General features: G+C 43.6%; 16 protein-coding genes. 12 read left to right on the top strand and 4 right to left on the bottom strand.

The window, feature by feature from the left end; translation table 11 throughout:
- Position 1 precedes the first annotated feature (1 nt).
- The 3 genes from IGJ44_RS14810 to IGJ44_RS14800 are packed head-to-tail and all read right to left on the bottom strand — an operon-like array spanning position 2 to position 2,483.
- Positions 2–475, bottom strand: coding sequence for a GNAT family N-acetyltransferase (locus IGJ44_RS14810; protein WP_074536129.1), 474 nt, complete (start codon positions 473–475; stop codon positions 2–4).
- 13 nt (positions 476–488) lie between these two features.
- Entirely contained in the window at positions 489–1,805 is a 1,317-nt protein-coding gene (locus IGJ44_RS14805; RefSeq protein ID WP_005227932.1) for a sensor histidine kinase, read from the bottom strand.
- Between the two features lie 3 nt (positions 1,806–1,808).
- On the bottom strand, positions 1,809–2,483 hold the full coding sequence (locus tag IGJ44_RS14800) for a response regulator transcription factor (RefSeq protein WP_005227933.1): 675 nt from the start codon (positions 2,481–2,483) through the stop codon (positions 1,809–1,811).
- A gap of 132 nt (positions 2,484–2,615) precedes the next feature.
- Between IGJ44_RS14800 and IGJ44_RS14795 the strand changes: the two genes are divergently transcribed.
- From IGJ44_RS14795 to IGJ44_RS14770, 6 genes are all read left to right on the top strand, one after another.
- Complete coding sequence (locus IGJ44_RS14795) at positions 2,616–3,338, top strand: polyphosphate polymerase domain-containing protein (RefSeq protein WP_074536127.1); 723 nt, start codon at positions 2,616–2,618, stop codon at positions 3,336–3,338.
- Positions 3,328–4,005, top strand: coding sequence for a DUF4956 domain-containing protein (locus tag IGJ44_RS14790; protein ID WP_074536126.1), 678 nt, complete (start codon positions 3,328–3,330; stop codon positions 4,003–4,005). Before IGJ44_RS14795 ends, IGJ44_RS14790 begins: the two co-directional genes overlap by 11 nt.
- A 15-nt stretch (positions 4,006–4,020) precedes the next feature.
- On the top strand, positions 4,021–5,877 hold the full coding sequence (locus IGJ44_RS14785) for a carbohydrate-binding domain-containing protein (protein WP_074536124.1): 1,857 nt from the start codon (positions 4,021–4,023) through the stop codon (positions 5,875–5,877).
- Between the two features lie 170 nt (positions 5,878–6,047).
- A complete protein-coding gene (locus tag IGJ44_RS14780) occupies positions 6,048–7,532 on the top strand; it encodes an ABC transporter permease (protein WP_005231794.1) in 1,485 nt (494 codons plus the stop codon).
- A gap of 10 nt (positions 7,533–7,542) precedes the next feature.
- On the top strand, positions 7,543–8,208 hold the full coding sequence (locus IGJ44_RS14775) for an ABC transporter ATP-binding protein (protein WP_074536122.1): 666 nt from the start codon (positions 7,543–7,545) through the stop codon (positions 8,206–8,208).
- A gap of 167 nt (positions 8,209–8,375) precedes the next feature.
- Positions 8,376–8,828 (top strand): YaiI/YqxD family protein, encoded by a 453-nt coding sequence (locus IGJ44_RS14770; RefSeq protein ID WP_015510428.1) that lies wholly within the window; start codon positions 8,376–8,378, stop codon positions 8,826–8,828.
- A 52-nt stretch (positions 8,829–8,880) separates the two neighbouring features.
- Here IGJ44_RS14770 and IGJ44_RS14765 read toward each other — a convergent pair whose 3' ends face one another.
- Positions 8,881–10,623 carry an ABC1 kinase family protein gene (locus IGJ44_RS14765; protein ID WP_430605899.1) on the bottom strand — a complete coding sequence of 581 codons (1,743 nt, stop codon included), beginning with the start codon at positions 10,621–10,623 and terminating at the stop codon, positions 8,881–8,883.
- A 182-nt stretch (positions 10,624–10,805) separates the two neighbouring features.
- On the opposite strand from IGJ44_RS14765, the gene IGJ44_RS14760 reads away from it, so the two are divergent.
- From IGJ44_RS14760 to IGJ44_RS14735, 6 genes are all read left to right on the top strand, one after another.
- Entirely contained in the window at positions 10,806–11,894 is a 1,089-nt protein-coding gene (locus IGJ44_RS14760; protein ID WP_015510426.1) for a D-alanine--D-alanine ligase, read from the top strand.
- Positions 11,895–11,980: 86 nt separating this feature from the next.
- A complete protein-coding gene (locus tag IGJ44_RS14755) occupies positions 11,981–13,330 on the top strand; it encodes a UDP-N-acetylmuramoyl-tripeptide--D-alanyl-D-alanine ligase (protein WP_015510425.1) in 1,350 nt (449 codons plus the stop codon).
- Between the two features lie 290 nt (positions 13,331–13,620).
- A complete protein-coding gene (gene cshA / locus IGJ44_RS14750) occupies positions 13,621–15,144 on the top strand; it encodes a degradosome RNA helicase CshA (protein ID WP_005227956.1) in 1,524 nt (507 codons plus the stop codon).
- 260 nt (positions 15,145–15,404) lie between these two features.
- Entirely contained in the window at positions 15,405–16,748 is a 1,344-nt protein-coding gene (locus IGJ44_RS14745) for a PTS transporter subunit EIIC (RefSeq protein WP_074536120.1), read from the top strand.
- A 26-nt stretch (positions 16,749–16,774) separates the two neighbouring features.
- A complete protein-coding gene (locus IGJ44_RS14740; RefSeq protein ID WP_074536118.1) occupies positions 16,775–17,794 on the top strand; it encodes an ADP-ribosylglycohydrolase family protein in 1,020 nt (339 codons plus the stop codon).
- Between the two features lie 18 nt (positions 17,795–17,812).
- On the top strand, positions 17,813–18,526 hold the full coding sequence (locus tag IGJ44_RS14735) for a GntR family transcriptional regulator (protein WP_074536116.1): 714 nt from the start codon (positions 17,813–17,815) through the stop codon (positions 18,524–18,526).
- Positions 18,527–18,798 lie beyond the last annotated feature (272 nt).

Below are 18,798 nucleotides of genomic sequence, written 5' to 3'. Positions count from 1 at the left end.
TTTAGGTGAGAGAACAGCGATAGATGGTGGAAGACTCTCCCCAAGGATGGTAGCCTGTTCCGATCGGTTCAAAAGCAAATTTCTCATAAAAAGTAGAAAGATCCGTACATAGATACAGAGAATCAAAACCAGCTCCAGCAACACGTTGCTTGGCTGTTTCGATCAAAAGGCGGGCACCGCCTTGGCCACGCCACAAAGGGTCCACATACAAGGCGCAAAGCCAAGGGGTCAAATCCATCCGACTGATGAAGTCGTTGGGGATCAAGCCACCGCAGCCGATGATTTGATAACGTCCGTCTGCTGCGATTTCTTCGTTGACCAGCAGCAGCCATTGCGGCAAAGGATTTGCTGAAAAACTATGGGTCAGGCTATCCTCATAAACCATGAGGGAGTCGGGACCAGCCCACTGTTTTTGGAAGTAACGAATGGCTTCTGCTAAGTAGTCAGGGTGTTCTTTAAGGGTGATGACCTGCATTTGTTTTTCTCCTTTATCCTTCTTTAGGTAAACGAATCTGAAAAATAACCCCTCGTGGCTGCAAATCTTTGACCTGGATTTGTCCCTTATGCTCTTCAACGATTTGCTTGGCGATCGCTAAGCCTAAACCATAGCCGCCGGTCTCTTTGGAGCGGGAACGATCCTCGCGGTAGAAGCGGTCAAAGATACGGGCTTTTTCTTCATCGGAAATGGCTGGTCCTGTGTTTTTGACCTCGATCAGCCATTGCTTGTTAGAAATCTCCGATAAGAGGGTGATTTTATCACCACTGCTGGTATATTTTAAGGCATTATCTAGGAGGATCACGAGGACTTGATGGATTTTCTTTTGGTCAAAGCAAGCGGTCGTTTTGGCAAAGTTTTCGACAACAAAGTGTTTTTGATCCAATTCGGCAATTTCTTTGAAAGGTTTGACTAAGTCATCGATAAAAGGAGCTAGCTCGATGGTTTCTTTTGTCAAAAGCAATTGATTGGAATCACTGCGGGCGATCGTCAGCAAATCCGCCGTTAATCCAGTCAGCCGCCGAGTTTCCGCTAACGCTTGCGCGATGCTTTCAGATTCTTCAATGATCGTATGATTGGGCTTGGTAAACAGGCGTTCCAGACTGTTTTGAATGATCGTCAATGGTGTGCGCAGCTCATGGGATGCATTTTCGACAAATTCCTGCTGTTTTTTCCAGGAGGCTAAAATGGGGCGCATGTTCAAGCTGGAAAGCAAATAGCTGATCCCGATCGAAAGAATCCAGAAAAAGATCATCGATAAAATCAAAATCGTTTGGAAATTGTTCATCGCATTTTTGATTTGGTTAGTGTTCGCCAAGACTTGGATATAGCCGACACCAGCATCATTTGTTGGTGCTTTGGTGGTGATCGAACGAAACAAAAGGGTCTCTTCTTCCTCTGACAAGGACTGATCCACCACTGAAAAAGATGTGATACTGTCTAAGTGGCTTGTATCTAAAGATAAACTTGCAAGTTGTGAAAAGCGGCCGCCCAAGGTCTGCTTGTTTAATATCTCACCGTCTTCAGACCAGAGAATCAACTGGGTATTGAAGCGATTGGTCCCAGGGATCTTTGGCATGGCACTATCTGGTGGCAATACCTCTAGATTGGATTGCGAAGCGCTGATCTCTGCTTGGATCAAGCGGGTATCTTTGACTGCTTGTTCCAAAGAAATGTCGGTTTGCCGATAAGCCGATTGGTTGAACAATTGGAGGACGATGGTTCCTAAAAGTAAGAAAACCAACGCAAAGGCACTGACATTTAGGAGAAAGGAGTGCAGCCGTTGTCTCTTAGAGCGTTCTTTATTCATAGACTAGGCTCCTTGCATAATATAGCCGACATTTCGCAACGTACGGATCTCTTTGTCGATCCCTGTCTGGCGCAAGTGTTTCCGCAGATTGCTCATATAGACTTCGACGACAGTCAAGGTCGTTTCTGAATCAAATCCCCAGATGCGATCAAAAATCTGTTCCTTGGTCAAAATAATGTTTCTATTTTGTAGAAAATACAGCAGCAGCTCAAATTCTTTCCCTTGGATCGGCAAAAGCTGCCCTTGGTAACTGACCTCATTGGTGCCAAGGTTGCACAGCAATCCGTTATATTCCAGGGTATTTTCATTGAACAAACCTAAGGAGCGTTTTAGCAACGCTTTGATCCGCATCAATAATTCTTCCCGATAAAAAGGCTTGGTCAAATAATCATCTGCCCCTTTTTGAAAACCGGTCACTTTGTCTTCTAAGCCGTCTTTGGCTGTTAAAATCAGGACGGGTGTTTGGAGTCCTTTTTTTCTTAGGGCAGAAAGCACCTCATAACCGTTCATCTCTGGCATCATCAAGTCGAGAATAATCAAATCATAGATCCCCGTTTCTGCCTCGTATAAGCCTTCACTGCCATCATAGGCTTGTGTGACGTCACCGATCTCGCTGACGATTTCTTTCATATTATCAGATAATGTTTTGTCATCTTCGATCACTAATAGTTTAATCATGTTCCCACCTCTTTAAGGATAAGAATAGCACGAATAGCATAAAAAATGCTTAAAAAAACTGTTTTGCCTTAAGCTGCATTTAAGATAGCTGCCGTAAATTCAGTGCATGGATTTCAAGGGAGGAGCATTTTTATGAAATTGAAAAAAGTCTTTCAAAGAAAAGAGACAAAATATTTAATAGCCAAGGAACAATTTCCTGCATTTCTTGCTGAGCTGCAGCAAAGAATGGCGATCGATGAATATGGGCAGCACACGATTATGTCCTTGTATTACGATACCCACGATTACCGCTTTATTCGTCATTCGATGGACAAACCGAAATACAAAGAAAAATTTCGGGTCCGCAGCTATGGCATACCGACAGAGCAGCAGTTGATTTTTTTAGAGATCAAAAAGAAAGTCAATGGCGTGGTCTACAAACGCCGAGTCCCGCTGCCCTATGCTGACTATTGTCGCTGGTTGCAAACAGGGGTCTTGCCGTCAATGGCAGAAGCACCGCAAATCGCTGCAGAGATCCACTGGCTATTTAAGCAAAACCCAGACTTGCTGCCGAAAGTGTTGATTGCCTATGATCGCTTGTCGCTGTTTATTGATGATGATAGTGAATTTCGTGTGACATTCGACCAAAACATTCGCTTTCGCACCTATGATCTCATGTTAGGTTCTGGCAGTGACGGTGCGCTAGTCGCACCGGAAGTTGGAGTGTTGATGGAAGTGAAAGCCCTCGGCGCTTATCCGTTATGGTTTGTGGAGCTGTTGAACAAATACAGCGTGCGCAAAGGTAGCTTTTCGAAATATGCCCAAACCTATCAACGGCATTTGTTCAAGAAGGAGGAATGGTTACATGTTATCTAGTCTATTTTCTGGCGATACGAGCACCCTTGAATGGAGCAGCTTATTGATCTGTATCGCCGCCTCATTGCTTTTAGGAATATTGGTAGCTGCGATCCATATGATCCGCAATGTCTACACAAAAAACTTCGTCATTACCTTGGCTGTTTTACCGATCCTCGTTCAATCCGTGATCATGCTAGTCAACGGCAATCTTGGCACAGGTGTGGCGATCTTAGGCGCCTTCAGTTTGATTCGTTTCCGCTCGGTTCCAGGAGGGTCTAGAGAGATCACCAGTGTCTTTTGGTCGATGGGGATCGGTCTGGCAACTGGGATGGGCTATGTCGGCTATGTCGTGATTTTTTCCATCATCGTGGCGCTTTTCTTGACCCTTTTATACACGGTGCCCTTTGGCGATCGACAAGCCACGAGTGAACGAGAACTGAAAGTCACGATTCCAGAAGATTTGGATTATCCGCAACTATTCGATGATCTCTTTGAAAAATATACGCATTCTGCCAAACTGACATCGGTTCGAACGACCACGATGGGGAGCTTATATGAGTTGCGTTATCAGTTGCTGTTAAAAGACCAAGCGCAAGAAAAACAAATCATTGATGAAGTTCGGGTTCGTAATGGCAATTTACCCGTTGTTTTAGGCAAGCTCACCGCTAACCGCGATGAGCTGTAGAAGGAGGAACCTCTTATGAAAAAACTCATTTATCCGCTCTTACTCTCATCGCTGCTCCTAGGCGCTTGTGGGCAAACCGATAGTAGTAGCACGAGCAGCAGCTCCAGTTCTGCAGCGGCTGTTTCAGGTTCTGCCGCAGTGACCAACGTTGCAACGACTCTTGATGATGCTACGGACTATTATGGCAGTTACGAAGAAGAAGACGTGGATGCCTCCTACGATGAGGCGACCGCCACGCAACTTGAATTGAATGACGGCGATACGACGGCTGTTGATGGCGTTGCAGTGGAAGACCAAACGGTGACGATCACGCAAGCTGGTACCTATGTCGTCAGCGGTTCCTTAAGTAATGGTCAACTGGTTGTCAACGTCAATAAAGAAGAAAAAGTCCATCTGATCTTTGCGGGTGTCACGATCACCAATGAAGACGGGGCGGCAGTCGTCATCGAACAAGCAGAAAAAGTCATCACGACCTTAGCCAGTGATACGACAAATACTCTGATAGATGGCAGCAGCTACACCTTGGCGGAAGGTGAGACGGAACCAGATGCCGCTTTTTATAGTAAAGAAGATTTGTCCATCAACGGTGATGGAACGTTGGTGATCACAGGAAATTACAGCAACGGGCTGCGCAGCAAAGATGATTTGGTTTTAGCTGGTGGCACGATTGAGATCACAGCGAAAAACAATGCCATCAAAGGAAAAGATTCCGTGTCGATCTTGGCAGGGAACTACACACTGAACACCACTGAAGGAGATGGCATCCAAGCGAATAATTCGGAAGATGCGGAAAAAGGCTACGTTGCGATCGATGGCGGTACCTTTACGATCCAAAGTGGGCGTGATGGCATCCAAGCAGAAACAAATTTAAGCATCCAATCAGCCGATCTCACGATCAAAACGGCTGACGGGGCACAAAGTCAGTCGCTAGTGACGGATGAAAGCTACAAAGGATTGAAAGCTGGCGGTGTGATGACCATCAGCAGCGGTACCTTTGCGATCGATAGTGCAGATGATAGCCTGCATGCCAACGATACCATCAACATCACAGGCGGTACGATCACTGCCAACAGTGGTGACGACGGCATACATGCGGACAATGAATTGACGATCTCCGATGGGACGATTGCTATCGAAGAATCCTATGAAGGACTAGAAGCAAGTGTGATCACGATTGCTGGTGGTACGACACATGTCGTGGCTAGCGATGACGGGATCAATGCCGGTGGCGGCAGTGATACAGAGGAAACCACTGGCCAATTTGGGCAAGACAGCTTTGGTGGCGGTCCTGGCGGTGGCGATACCGCAGATGACAGCAAACAAATCACAATCACTGGTGGGACGTTGGTGGTCGATGCCGAAGGGGATGGCCTGGACAGTAACGGCAATGTCACTATGAGTGATGGGGTCGTCATCGTAAATGGTCCAACGACCGGTGGCAATGGCGCTTTGGATTATAACGGGACGTTTGAAATCACTGGCGGTGTCTTGTTAGCTGCTGGTACGACCGATATGGCCATGAATGTCAGTGGGGGAAGTCAACAGTCGATCGGGATCAGTTTCGATCAAACCCAAGCAGCAGAGACCCTTGTGACCTTAAAGGATAGTCAAGGACAGACGATCTTGTCCTATGCACCAAGTAAAAGCTACCAACATGTGGTTCTTTCTAGCCCAGATTTGACGGATAGCAGCTATACATTGGTCAGTGGGGGAACGAATGATGTGCAAGCTGTTTCTGGTTATTATGCTGGTGGGACCCTTAGTGATGGGACGGAATTAGGAACGTTGCCCGTCACGGAAACGATCGCCAACTTGACCCAATCAGGAGCGACAGCGACAACCAATCAAATGGGCGGTGGCTTTGGCCGTTAGTTGAAGGGACATCGATCATTCCCTGGGGGTCATCAATAAAACGTGCAGATCGCAGAAGACAGCTGCGGTCTGTTCCAACGTTTTGAAAAATCTGGGGAAGATTTAAGTTCAATTTAAGCTAAGGTTCTTATAGTCGAAATACAATAATTTGCCATTCAGGAGGAACAAAGATGAATTTTTTGAAACGAGGGCTCCAAAGTTTATGGGCGAAAAAAGGCCGGAGTCTGCTGCTGATTGCCGTATTTTCTGCAATCTTGATTTTTGTATTGGCGGGTTTGACGATTCGCAGTGCAGCGCTAGTAGCGACTGAAAATGCTCAGAAAAGTGTCGGCGCAACCGTGACGTTGCAAGCCAACCGTGAGCAGGCTTTTCAGCAAAGAAGTTCTTCATCTGACAGCGATGACCAGAGCACACGTCCAGATCCAGGGAGTTTTCAATCGACACCCGTAGCGATTACAGATGCCCAAGCAATCGCTGATTTAGACGGGGTTGCTTCATATAGTTTTGAAGTCAGTACCTCGGCTGATGCCGTCAGCGGGATCGAACCGATCTCTAGCAGTGACTCCTCGACAGAGTCAGAAGCAACCGATAGTAGCGAGTCGGGGCAAATGGGCGGTATGCCAGGAGGTATGCCTGGTGGGAGTATGAGTACAGGCGATTTCCAAATCACTGGTGTATCAACCAGTGCGGCGTATACGACTTTTTCGGAAGGAACAGCGACTATCACGGATGGAGAAGGGATTACTTCTGAGGACGAAGGCACAAACCAAGTCTTGATTGAATCCTCACTAGCTGAAGCGAATGATTTAGCGGTCGGAGATACGTTTTCAATCACTGATGCAGAGGACAATGAAGTAGAAGTGACGGTCAAAGGAATCTATGAAACGAGTGAAGTTGGCAACAGCATGAGCCAAATGTTTAACTTTCTCAACCCGGCCAACACGATCATTGCCTCTTATACTCTTGCCAATACGTTGAGCGGCAATGAGGATACCATTGATTCAGCAACCTATACCTTGAGTGATCCGTCTGAAATGACGGCATTCGTGGAAGAAGCAGAAGGATTGATCGATACAGAAACCTATAGCATCCAAACCAATGATCAGATGTATCAATCGATGTTGACACCGTTGAATAATGTCGCGAGCTTTGCCAAAAATATTATTGTGTTAGTTGCTGCTGCCGGTATCATTATTTTGACGTTGATCGTGATGATGTCGATTCGGGAACGTCGCTATGAGATTGGCGTATTGCTCTCTTTAGGCGAGTCACGAGCCAAAGTGATCCTACAGTTTTTCACAGAGATTTTTGTCTGCATGGTATTTGCTTTAGGGATCGCGGCCGCTAGCGGTAATCTAGTCGGTAATGCCGTCGGAGAGCAATTATTGGCACAGCAAACCGAAACGACGACGGATCAGGCAGCCGCTGAAAACGCTGGACCTGGAGGCGGAGAGATGCCGCAAATGGGCGGCAACCGTGGCGGTTCTTTCCCATCCTTCACCCAATCAGCAGAAGTGGAGTCCTTAGAAATTACCGTTTCCCCTCAACAAATTGGTCTATTGGCATTACTCGGTCTAGGGATCAGCTTTGGCTCGATCTTACTCTCGTCGGCGGGCATTTTGCGGCTGAACCCGAAAAAAATCTTGGTTTCTTAGGAGGAACGACATGACATTACGAACAGAACAATTAGGCTATTGGTATCAAAGCGAAGCAGAAGCCCTGTTTCGTGGCGTTGACTTGACCTTCGAGCCTGGCAAGATGTATGCGATCTTAGGTTCCAGCGGATCGGGGAAAACGACCTTCCTGTCGCTGATCACAGGCCTAGATACCCCGAAAGAAGGAAAGATTTTCTACAACGAAGAAACGTTAGCAAAAATCGGGCTGCGGGAGTACCGCCGCAAAGATGTGTCCATCGTGTTCCAAGCCTATAATCTATTGCCTTATCTGTCGGCATTGGACAATGTGGTGACAGCGATGGCGATCGCGAAGTCGCAGCAAGCCGATAAAAAGGCCTACGCTTTAGCAAACTTAGCCAAAGTTGGCATCACGGAAGAGCTGGCACTGAAAAAAGTGACCCAATTATCGGGTGGGCAGCAGCAGCGGGTGGCGATCGTTCGCGCATTGTGCTGTGAGCATGAGCTGATCGTAGCCGATGAACCGACTGGAAACTTGGATGAAACGACGTCCAAAGAGATCGTCAGACTATTTCAAGAAATTGCTCATGAGCAAAAAAAATGTATTATCTTAGTGACCCATGAACAAGAAGTAGCCAAGGCTTGCGATGTCGTTTATGAGCTAAAAGAGCGAGCCTTTTCTAAAGTTGAAGGATAAGCTTTGCTTAGGGTAGCTGCTAGTTATTAGGGCGTAGGCAGTTGCTCTTCCTGAGGCTTTAAATACATCCTCAAGGAAACGGCTGTAAAGTCTGCTTGCATCTTCGCCTTGCTCCTCTTACAATAGAAGTAATTGTAAACGAAGAAACTTGTGAGGGGAGTGTGGAGATGCGACTTTTTATTGACGGCGATGGATCGCCAGTGAAAAACGAAGTGATTGAGCTGGCTCAGCAATATCAGCTGCCGGTGGTGATCGTCACCAGTGTCGATCATTACACGACCAAAGATTATCCTGCCCATGTTCACTTTGTCTATGTCGACAAAGGCTCGGATCGTGCGGATTATGAAATCGTGAAGGAAATAGAGCCGGGTGATTTTCTCGTTACCCAAGATTATGGGTTAGCCTCTTTGGTCTTGCCGAAAAAAGCGCGGGTTTTTCACCATAACGGCACAGAGTATTTGCCAGAAACGATCGATTTTTTACTTGGACAACGCTACTTAGGTGCGCAGATGCGTAAAGCAGGCAAGCGTACAAAAGGACCGAAGCCCTTTACGAAAGAGGATCGGGAAGCCTTCAAACGAATCTTTGAAAACGAATTGCGACAGACTCTTGCAAAATAAGCACCCTCAAGACCCAGCTTCTGCATGAACCACGGGAATTGAAGGTGCTTATTTATTTCTTGCGAAAACGATCATAGAAGTATTTGCTGACTAAAGCCACGATCGCGAAAAATGCTAAGGTATATCCGAAGATCCCCATCTGATGGACGAAGGCTCCTTGTTGCGGGCTGGCGACCACCAATAAGGAAGAGCCAAGGATGACCGCAGCTAGAATAATACCGATCACCAGTCGATTGACCATCTGATCAAAGCGGTCCAATAGCTGTTTTTGTTCGCGGATCTCTAGATTCAATCGGTGTTTACCAGTCGCAAAAGTGTCTAAGACAGCCAAGGTCCGATCGGGAAGATGGCTAAGTGCCCGCAAGCTTTTTGCGGTTGCCAAGGCGCTTTTTTTCACCTCGTCTTCAATACTCAGCTGCTGCAGGAAATATTTTTGTGCAAAAGGCTGAGTGACTTCCATCATTGATAATTCGGGGTCTAAGGCTTTGATCACACCTTCCAAGGTACCAAAAGCCTTGATCAGCAAGGTGATGTCTCGATGCATCTGCAGTTGGTTATCATGGCAGATCGTGATGACTTCCGCCATCACTTTTTGCAAGTCGATATCCTTTAGCGGCATATTATAGTAGTTTTCAACAAATTTTTGCAGGTCTTGGTAGAAGGCGACTTCGTCAAAGGAACTGCCGCTGCTGTTGCACAACCGCAAGACGGCTTTGCCGACTTCTTGGGTGTCTTGGGTATAAAGAGCAATCAACGCATCGGCTAAACGGCTGCGTAAAGACTGATCCAAATGACCCATCATCCCAAAGTCCAAGAAAATCACTTGGTAAGGCGGCATGACAGCTTCTTCTTGCCATTTCAACGAGTAATCGACCCCGCCGAGGACACCGACGCGCTGCTTGACCTGAAATGGTTGTGGGCGGTTGGCTTGATCCGTGAAGACATGCAAGAAAAGATTGCCAGGATGTGGATCAGCGTGAAAGAAGCCATCTTCAAAGACTTGTTTCATAAAGTTTTCGACTAATAGCGTCCCCACTTGTTTTTTCACGGCTTTAACGGACTGATTGTCATAAACGATGTCTTGATTTTTGCGGGTCAGTAAGCAATTCAAGCTTTCACCTGCCATGTAATCCATGACTAATACTTTTTGGGTACACCATTCGGGATAAACTTTTGGCAATGCCAACTGCGGGTCTTGGTGATTGTTGCGGTAGAATTCCTGTGCGTTTTTCATCTCTTGCAAAAAATTTGTTTCATTGGCAAGTGATCGTCGGACTTCGCTTAGCACGCTTTTTAAATCCACCACATTGGCTTCTGGAATTGCGCGAACCAACGGCAGGGCTTTTTCAAAAAGATCGAGATCCACTTGAATTGCCGCAATGATCCCTGGATGCTGTACTTTGACGATCACTTCTTTGCCGCTGAGCAAGTTTGCTCGATGGGCTTGTCCGATGGAAGCTGAGGCGACTGGAATTTCATCAAAAGCGGAAAAAACTTCCGTTAGCGGTTGCTGCAGTTCTGCTTCCAGCAGTGCTTTGACCTTGGGAAATGGATCACTTTTGACATTGTCCTGCAGCTGCTTGAATTCATCGACAAAGGTGCTGGAAAATAGATCATTGCGGACCGAAAGCATCTGCCCGATTTTGATAAATGTTGGTCCTAATTCTTCAAACGCTTGACGCACCATTTCGGGGTGCTGCTGTTTGCTGATATTTTGAACGACTTTGTATTTCAAAAAGACTTGAACGATTTGTTTTAATCGTCCTTTTCTAGAAGGAGCGGTTTGTTCTGTCATAGGTCCCACCTCTTTAAACGTGCCGTGATATATTCATAGTACTGACAAAATGAAAAACATTCAACTAACGACTGTGTAAGCTTAAAGAAATTTCTGCAAGATTTAATGCCGGTTGGTCGATTTTGTGCTAAAATGTGGAAGACTTAGTTTGGTAGAATCAATGAATACAGGAGGAAATTCTTTTGAAAATCATTTTATTATACGGGGGACGCAGTGCAGAACATGAGGTATCACTGTTATCCGCTTTTTCAGTTGTTAATGCTGTATATTATAATTACTACCAAGTTCAATTAGTAATGATCACCAAAGAAGGACGCTGGTTAAAAGGCCCATTATTGACTGAGGCGCCAACGTCTCCAGATACTTTGGCATTGACCAATGAAGAAACCAAAGGGGAAGAAATTTCACCTGGGGCAATCTACGAAGAAGACGCGATCGTCTTTCCTTTACTTCACGGACCAAATGGCGAAGACGGCACGATCCAAGGATTTTTAGAAACCATCGGAATGCCTTATGTCGGAGCCGGTGTCTTGACTAGTGCCTGTGGGATGGACAAAATCATGACCAAGTATATCTTGCAAGCTGCAGGGATTCCACAAGTTCCCTATGTACCAGTCTTGAAAAATGCGTGGAAAGAAAATCCGAAAAAGATTTTCGATCAATGTGAAGGCAGTCTGCTTTATCCGATGTTTGTCAAACCTGCCAACATGGGCTCAAGTGTCGGTATCTCGAAAGCCGAGAACCGAGAAGAACTGCAAAATGCGCTACAAGAAGCGTATCGCTACGATACCCGAGCGATCGTTGAACAAGGAATCGAAGCCCGTGAGATCGAAGTAGCCGTTCTTGGAAACGAAGACGTTCGGACCACAATGCCGGGAGAAATCGTAAAAGATGTTGCCTTTTATGATTACAATTCCAAATACATTGACAACCGAATCGAGATGCAGATTCCTGCACAAATTCCAGAAGAAACACAAGCCAAAGCCCAAGAGTTTGCGAAAAAAGCCTATACGATGTTAGGCGGCAGCGGATTGAGCCGTTGTGATTTCTTTTTGACCAATAAAAATGAGCTCTTTTTAAATGAGCTGAACACGATGCCAGGGTTCACTGAATTCAGCATGTACCCACTGCTATGGGAGAAGACCGGCTTGCCTTATGGGGATTTGATCGAAGAATTGATCCAATTAGGGATGAATCGTTTCAATCAAAGACGTTCGTTCTTGACCAATGTAGAAGCAACAGAAAAAGAAGCAGAAAACGAAGCAGAATAAATAGCAGGAAGAAAGCCAGCTCAACTCAAGGAAAATACTTGAAGCGATCTTGTGCTTTCTTTTTTTAGGAAAAAGGAGCGAACCTGATGAATTTTACTGTAAAAGAAGCCGCTGCCGTATTTGGTCAGCAAATTGAAAATGAAACACCACTTGCCTCTGTGGAATTCGACAGCCGTCTGATCAAAGAAAACAGTCTTTTTGTTCCCTTAGCGGGGACCCGTGACGGCCATGAATTTGCCCAACAAGCCAAAGACAATGGTGCGATCGCCACACTGTGGAGCCACCCTACGATCGAACCGCCGCAAGACATCCTTGTGATTCCTGTCACGGATACCGTCAAAGCGTTTCAACAATTGGCACGAGCGTATAAAGAAAAGCTTGCACCGAAAATCATCGGTATTACTGGAAGTAACGGGAAAACGACCACCAAAGATATGGTGGAAGCGGTCATGGCCCAAAAGTACCAGACCTATAAAACCCAAGGCAACCACAACAATGAACTAGGCGTGCCTTTGACTATCTTGCATGCGCCAGAAGATACCCAAGTATTGATTTTAGAAATGGGAATGGATCATGCAGGTGAAATCGAAGTCCTTTCACGCTTAGCAGAACCTGACGCTGCCGCTATCACGTTGATTGGCGAAGCCCACATTGAAAACTTAGGGTCCAGAGAAGGGATCGCCAAAGCCAAAATGGAGATCACCGCAGGATTGAAAAAAGACGGCTTCTTTATGATGCCAGCTGATGAACCATTGTTAGAGCCCTTTGTTCCCAATTTAACGCAGACCATTGAAACTTTTGGCTTAACTGAGGGAGATCTACAAGGAGACATCGTGGAGGAATCGCAAGATCAGACGATTTTTACGGTAGCAGGTACCACCTTTACCTTACCGGTCTTAGGCGGCTATAATGTCAAGAATGCCTTGATCGCGATTGGGATAGGACGTCATTTTGGTGTAGCAGATGAAGCGATCAAGGAAGGCTTGGCGCATTTTCAATTGACGAAAAATCGGACCCAATGGGTGACTGCTGGTAATGGGGCAGCGATTTTGAGCGATATTTACAATGCCAATCCGACGGCCATGGGTCTTGTATTGGATAGCTTCCGCAAATTGCCTTTAGCAGGACGACGGATCGCCGTATTGGCAGATATGCTTGAATTAGGACCAGATTCTGCACAAATGCATGAGCAGATGGCCGCACACTTGGATGACTCGTTCCAGCTAGTTTTCCTTTATGGCAAAGAAATGCAGGCATTGCAAAAACGACTAGCGAACACTGCCCTTGCTGACAAGGTGCGCTATTTTGCGATCGATGAAAAACCACAGCTGATCGCCTCCTTAATAGAAACTTTAGAACCTTCCGATAGCCTAGTGATCAAAGGCAGCAATGGCATGGGCCTGAGTGAAGTCGTTGATGCACTAAAAGGAATGTAAAAGGGAGTTGAAATCTTGCTGAAACTTTCAAAGCGTGTTATACTTATCTAACGCCGAAAGATGAAGCACAGAATGATTACTGTAAAAAACATTGACGTTTTGAGATAAAATGATGGCTGAGACAAACAACACTTGTTTTAGCCTTTTATAATGCCTTCGTGAAGCGGTTTTTCGGTACCGAGAGAAAGATAAGAGTAAATGGGACTACTCTTGTGTTTCTGAAGAACTAACCTACGCTTCGATGATAGAAAAACAGGCATCGAAAAGATGACCAGCCTAGGAGGATCCATTTGAAATTTAAAGATCTAGAATTATCCAACGAATTATTGACTTCTGTTGAGCGTGCCGGCTTTGAAGAAGCAACACCCATCCAAGAAGCAACGATTCCATTAGCCTTAGCAGGCAAAGACGTGATCGGTCAAGCACAGACCGGTACTGGTAAAACCGCCGCATTTGGTTTGCCAATGTTAGAAAAAATTGACCCAACGAACCATCAACTACAAGGATTAGTGATTGCCCCAACCCGTGAATTAGCGATCCAAACCCAAGAAGAATTGTACCGTCTTGGTAAAGACAAAAAAATTCGTGTACAAGCAGTTTACGGTGGAGCCGATATCGGCCGTCAAATCCGTCAACTAAAAGATCGTCCCCACATCGTAGTTGGTACACCAGGTCGTATGTTAGACCATATCAACCGCCACACCTTGAAATTAGGCACCGTTGAAACGCTTGTATTAGATGAAGCGGATGAAATGTTGAACATGGGCTTCTTGGAAGATATTGAAAAAATCATAAGCCAAGTACCAGATGTTCGTCAAACATTGCTATTTTCAGCAACAATGCCGCCAGCAATCAAAAACATCGGCGTGAAATTCATGAAAGAGCCTGAACATGTACAGATCAAAGCCAAAGAAATGACCGCTGATTTGATTGATCAATACTATGTTCGTTCAAAAGATTACGAAAAATTTGATATCATGACTCGCTTATTGGATGTGCAAACGCCAGAATTGACCATCGTTTTCGGTCGTACGAAACGTCGTGTCGATGAATTGGCGCGCGGCTTAGAAGCCCGCGGCTATAAAGCAGAAGGCATTCATGGAGACCTTTCTCAACAAAAACGGATGAGCGTTTTGCGTTCATTCAAGAGTGGTCAACTAGATATCTTAGTTGCCACAGACGTTGCAGCTCGTGGATTGGATATCTCTGGCGTTACACACGTATATAACTACGATATTCCTCAAGATCCTGAAAGCTATGTTCACCGGATCGGACGTACTGGCCGTGCTGGAAAAGGCGGAATGTCTGTGACTTTCGTTACACCAAACGAAATGAGCTATCTGCACGTCATTGAAAACTTAACGAAAAAACGGATGACACCAATGCGCCCACCGACCGAAAAAGAAGCGTTCAAAGGTCAATTAGGTGCCGCAATCGAATCTGTTGAAACAAAATTGGATGAAAATGGTTTGGATAAATACTTGCAAGCAGCCGACGATCTATTAGAACGTTATTCTGCACAAGATTTAGCAGCATTGCTTCTAAAAACTATGGCGAAAGATCCTGCTGACTTAGCACCAGTGAAGATCACACCAGAGCGTCCATTGCCTCAAGGAAAAAAATCATTCAACAAAAATGGTCGTCGCAGCAACAATAGCAACGGCAATCGTAACCGCAAAGAAAACGGTGGGAACCGTGGCGGCGGCAACGGCAATAAAGCCCGCGGCAACTATTCAAAAGATGGTGCCCGTAAAAACAATCGCCGCAGCAACGACAAAAAACGCGGTTTCGTAATCAGAAATAACCAAGACTAATTGCTTTTTTGAATTACAAATAAGAATGAGCTTTTTATTAAAAGAACATGAATGGCGAGCTACGCTCACTTCATGTTCTTTTTTTTGTTAAAAATTACAAGGTTTCTATTAATAGAAATATAGATAAATAAATAGTTTTTATTTATATTTTTATGTTGGTTTCGTTGATAAAATAGTTGTTGACATAATTATGAAAGCGTTATATATTGTCTTTAATGATATGACGTCATAACATTTAAAAAATTCTTGGAGGAAAACAGATGGATGAATTGGGGATTATGCTTTTAGAGTTGATGGGTGGTTCTGATAATATTTCTAGTCTGACTCATTGTGCCACAAGATTAAGACCAACATTCAAAGATAGAAGTAAAGTTAATGCTGAGGGAATCAAGAATTTAGCTGAAGTCATAGGGATCGTAGACAACGATAAAAGTTTTCAAATCATTATAGGAACAAATGTAGGGGAAGTTTATGAAGCAGTACGAGCACATATGAGTAATCATTCAGAATTGGAAAGTGGAGAAACAGGGAATGAAAATTTGATCAACCGATTTGTTTCGTTAGTAGTCAGTATTTTTTCTCCGTTATTGCCACTTCTCGCTGGTGCGGGTCTTTTAAGAGGATTTACTATCTTAGCAAATGAACTGGGAATATTGAGTGTAGAGAGTGACACGAATACTTTGTTAACTCTAGCTGCAACATCTGTATTTTATTTTTTCCCATTGCTAGTAGCTATCACTTCTGCTAAGAAATTCAAAACCAGTGCATATATCGCTATTGCTGTTTTAGGGGTGCTGATTATGCCAGATTTTGTAGCGATGATGAATGATCAACCAGGAACAATCATTCAATTCATGGGTATGCCGATTCGATTATTTAGCTATACAGGACAAGTGATTCCATCAATTATTCTTGTTTGGCTTCAATCAAAAATGGAGTTCTTTCTAAAGAAAGTAATTCCTCAAAGTTTGCATATGGTTGTTATACCGACCATACTTTTGTTTTTATTAGTGCCGATTGCAGCCGGTGTTATTGGACCAATTGGAAATTATGCTAGCCTATTTATTGCCGATGTTGTTGGGAGACTAACAGCGATAAACAGCATTGTTACTGGAGCAATTATTGGAGGCATTTGGAATATTTTGATCATGTTTGGATTTCATTGGGCACCTAATACGATGATCATTATTCCTGAAATTGCTGCGACAGGTACTTCTGCTCTTATTGCTTATGGCGCCAACGCAAATTTTGGGATGGCAGGTGCTGCGTTAGCTATTTTTATTATGACTAAGAATAAAGATTTAAAGAATTTTTCTGTGTCGGCTATTACTTCTGTTTTTCTATCTGGAATAGTCGAACCAGCAATCTATGGTATTGGAGTGAAGTATAAGACACCATTAGTGGCAGGATGTATCGGTGCAGCGATTGGTGGTGCTTTTATGGGTGCTTTTGATGTTATTGGGAATGCATTTGTATTTGGGGGACTGACAACGATCCCTGCATTTGCTGGACCTACCTTATGGGCATACTTAGTTGGTTTACTGCTATCGTTTATTGGTGGACTTGTCTTAACTTTTGTATTTGGGGTCAAAGGACTTGAATAAGTAAAATGGATGGGAGAATTGATTACATGATTGAGAGAATTTTAGGATCTTTAACAATGGCAGCAATTGGTGACGCAATGGGGGCTGCGACAGAAAATCTGCCTTTCGATGAAATTCGGTTAAAATTTGCTGGACCATTGGAAAAGCTAGTTGAACCTGGTAAAACAGCATTCGCATATGGAAACAAGGCAGGTGAAGTCACTGATGATTTTTCCCAAATATATTTAATCTGTCAAAATATTCTTAAGAACCAAGGAATGATTGACCGAGATATTATAAAGAAAAGTATTATTGAATGGTCTGATATTCCGCATTATTTTAATCGTTTTGCTGGACCTACAACAAGAAGTGCGATTGAAATGTACAAAAATAATTTATCAGAAATAAAAGCACTTCCTGGGGCAGTAACAGTAGATTATGCTTCTAAAGCTACAAATGGTTCCGCAATGAAGATTTCTCCGGCGGGACTATTTCATCCAGGTGACTATGAAAAGGCTTTAGAAGATGCTATTATAATTACAAAAGTCACCCATGATAATTCATTGTCGATCTCAGGTGCTTGTGCGGTTGCTCTAAGTGTGTCGGAATCATTGAAGGAAAGTGCTACAATGGATAGTGTGATTGAAGCTGGCTTATTAGGCGCAAAACTCGGAGAAGAACAAGGAAAAAAATATTCTAAGCATGTTCCAGGACCAAGTGTTTATCGAAGAATACAGCTTGCTTTAGATATAGCGAATGGCAGTGGTGAAAAAATTGATAAGTTGTTGAAACTTTATGAGGTTGTTGGAAGTGGACTTCATGTTTCAGAAGCGGTTCCCTGTGCGTATGGAATCGTAGCTCTAAATAAAGAAACGCCCTATCAAGCAACGATCGATGCTGTAAATATCGGCTATGACACCGATACGATTGCTACAATCGTCGGTTCTATGACAGGTGCGCTTGTATCAGTAGATGAGACGGTCAAGAGTAAATTATCAGTGATAGAAAAAGCGAATGAAATGGACATAAGAGGGTTAGCCTCTAATATTGCAGAAATAGTGAAATGAGAGTAGGTCAGGGATAATTTGAGTAATAATAGTAATTCTAAATATTATCAAATCTATGAAGAATTGAAAAAAAGCATCATTGCAAAGAAATATGTGGAAAATGATTTTTTTCCAACTGAAGTTGATTTGCAAAAAAAATATGGTGTCAGCAGAATAACGATTCGTTCCGCACTGCAACTGTTAGAATCGGATGGATATATCAAAAAGGTTCCTGGATTGGGAACAATCGTCAACAGCAATAAGCGAACATTGCAATTGAATCGCTTGATAAGTTTTAATGATGAGCATAGTGAGCATATTACTTCATCTAAGCTAGTTGATTTTAGAAGAGAACCTGCACCTGAAAAAGTAAGGTTGCAGTTAAAATTATCTCCAATGGAAGAAGTTTATGTGAATGAACGGATACGAATCATTGATGATGAGAATATCGGTTTTCAGCGTGTATATGTGCCGAAAAATTATATAGAGTTGAATGAAGAGGACTTTAATTCTCCAGAAGCTTCACTCTATAAAATTTTTGAGAATAAATCTATTCTGATCGAAAGTGCTACCGAAATTATTGAGTCTATCGTAGCAGATGATGTATTGGCTGATCATTTAAAGATCAAAACGGGAGAACCATTGTTGTATATAACTAGAAATACAATCGATGATAAAAATAGAAATATCGAATATGCGGAAATTTATTATCGGGCTGATAGATATAGATATGAAATTCAATTGAATAGATAGAGTAATATTTATAATATGAATGCTTACCATTAACCCCGTCTTTCTTTTCTATGATTTTATTTTGAAAATAGAGAACGAATGATTAGGTCCAATTCAATCAAATGTTCCATTTGATTGAATTGGCTTTTTTGAGTTCTTTTAGCTAAAGCAACTTAATTAAATAGTAGTAGAAGGGATAATAATGCGGTAAGGATTTTTTTTAATGTTCATTTATTATAAAAATTTTCGAATTGTCGTAAAATATGATTTAACTGAGTCTTTCTTTTTTTAAA

Origin of the sequence: Enterococcus sp. DIV1368d (assembly GCF_050542975.1) — a bacterium.
GTDB classification, from domain to species: Bacteria; Bacillota; Bacilli; order Lactobacillales; family Enterococcaceae; genus Enterococcus_D; species Enterococcus_D casseliflavus.
The sequence above is the reverse complement of the archived record's forward strand: the minus strand, read 5'-3'. Positions and strand labels throughout refer to the sequence as shown.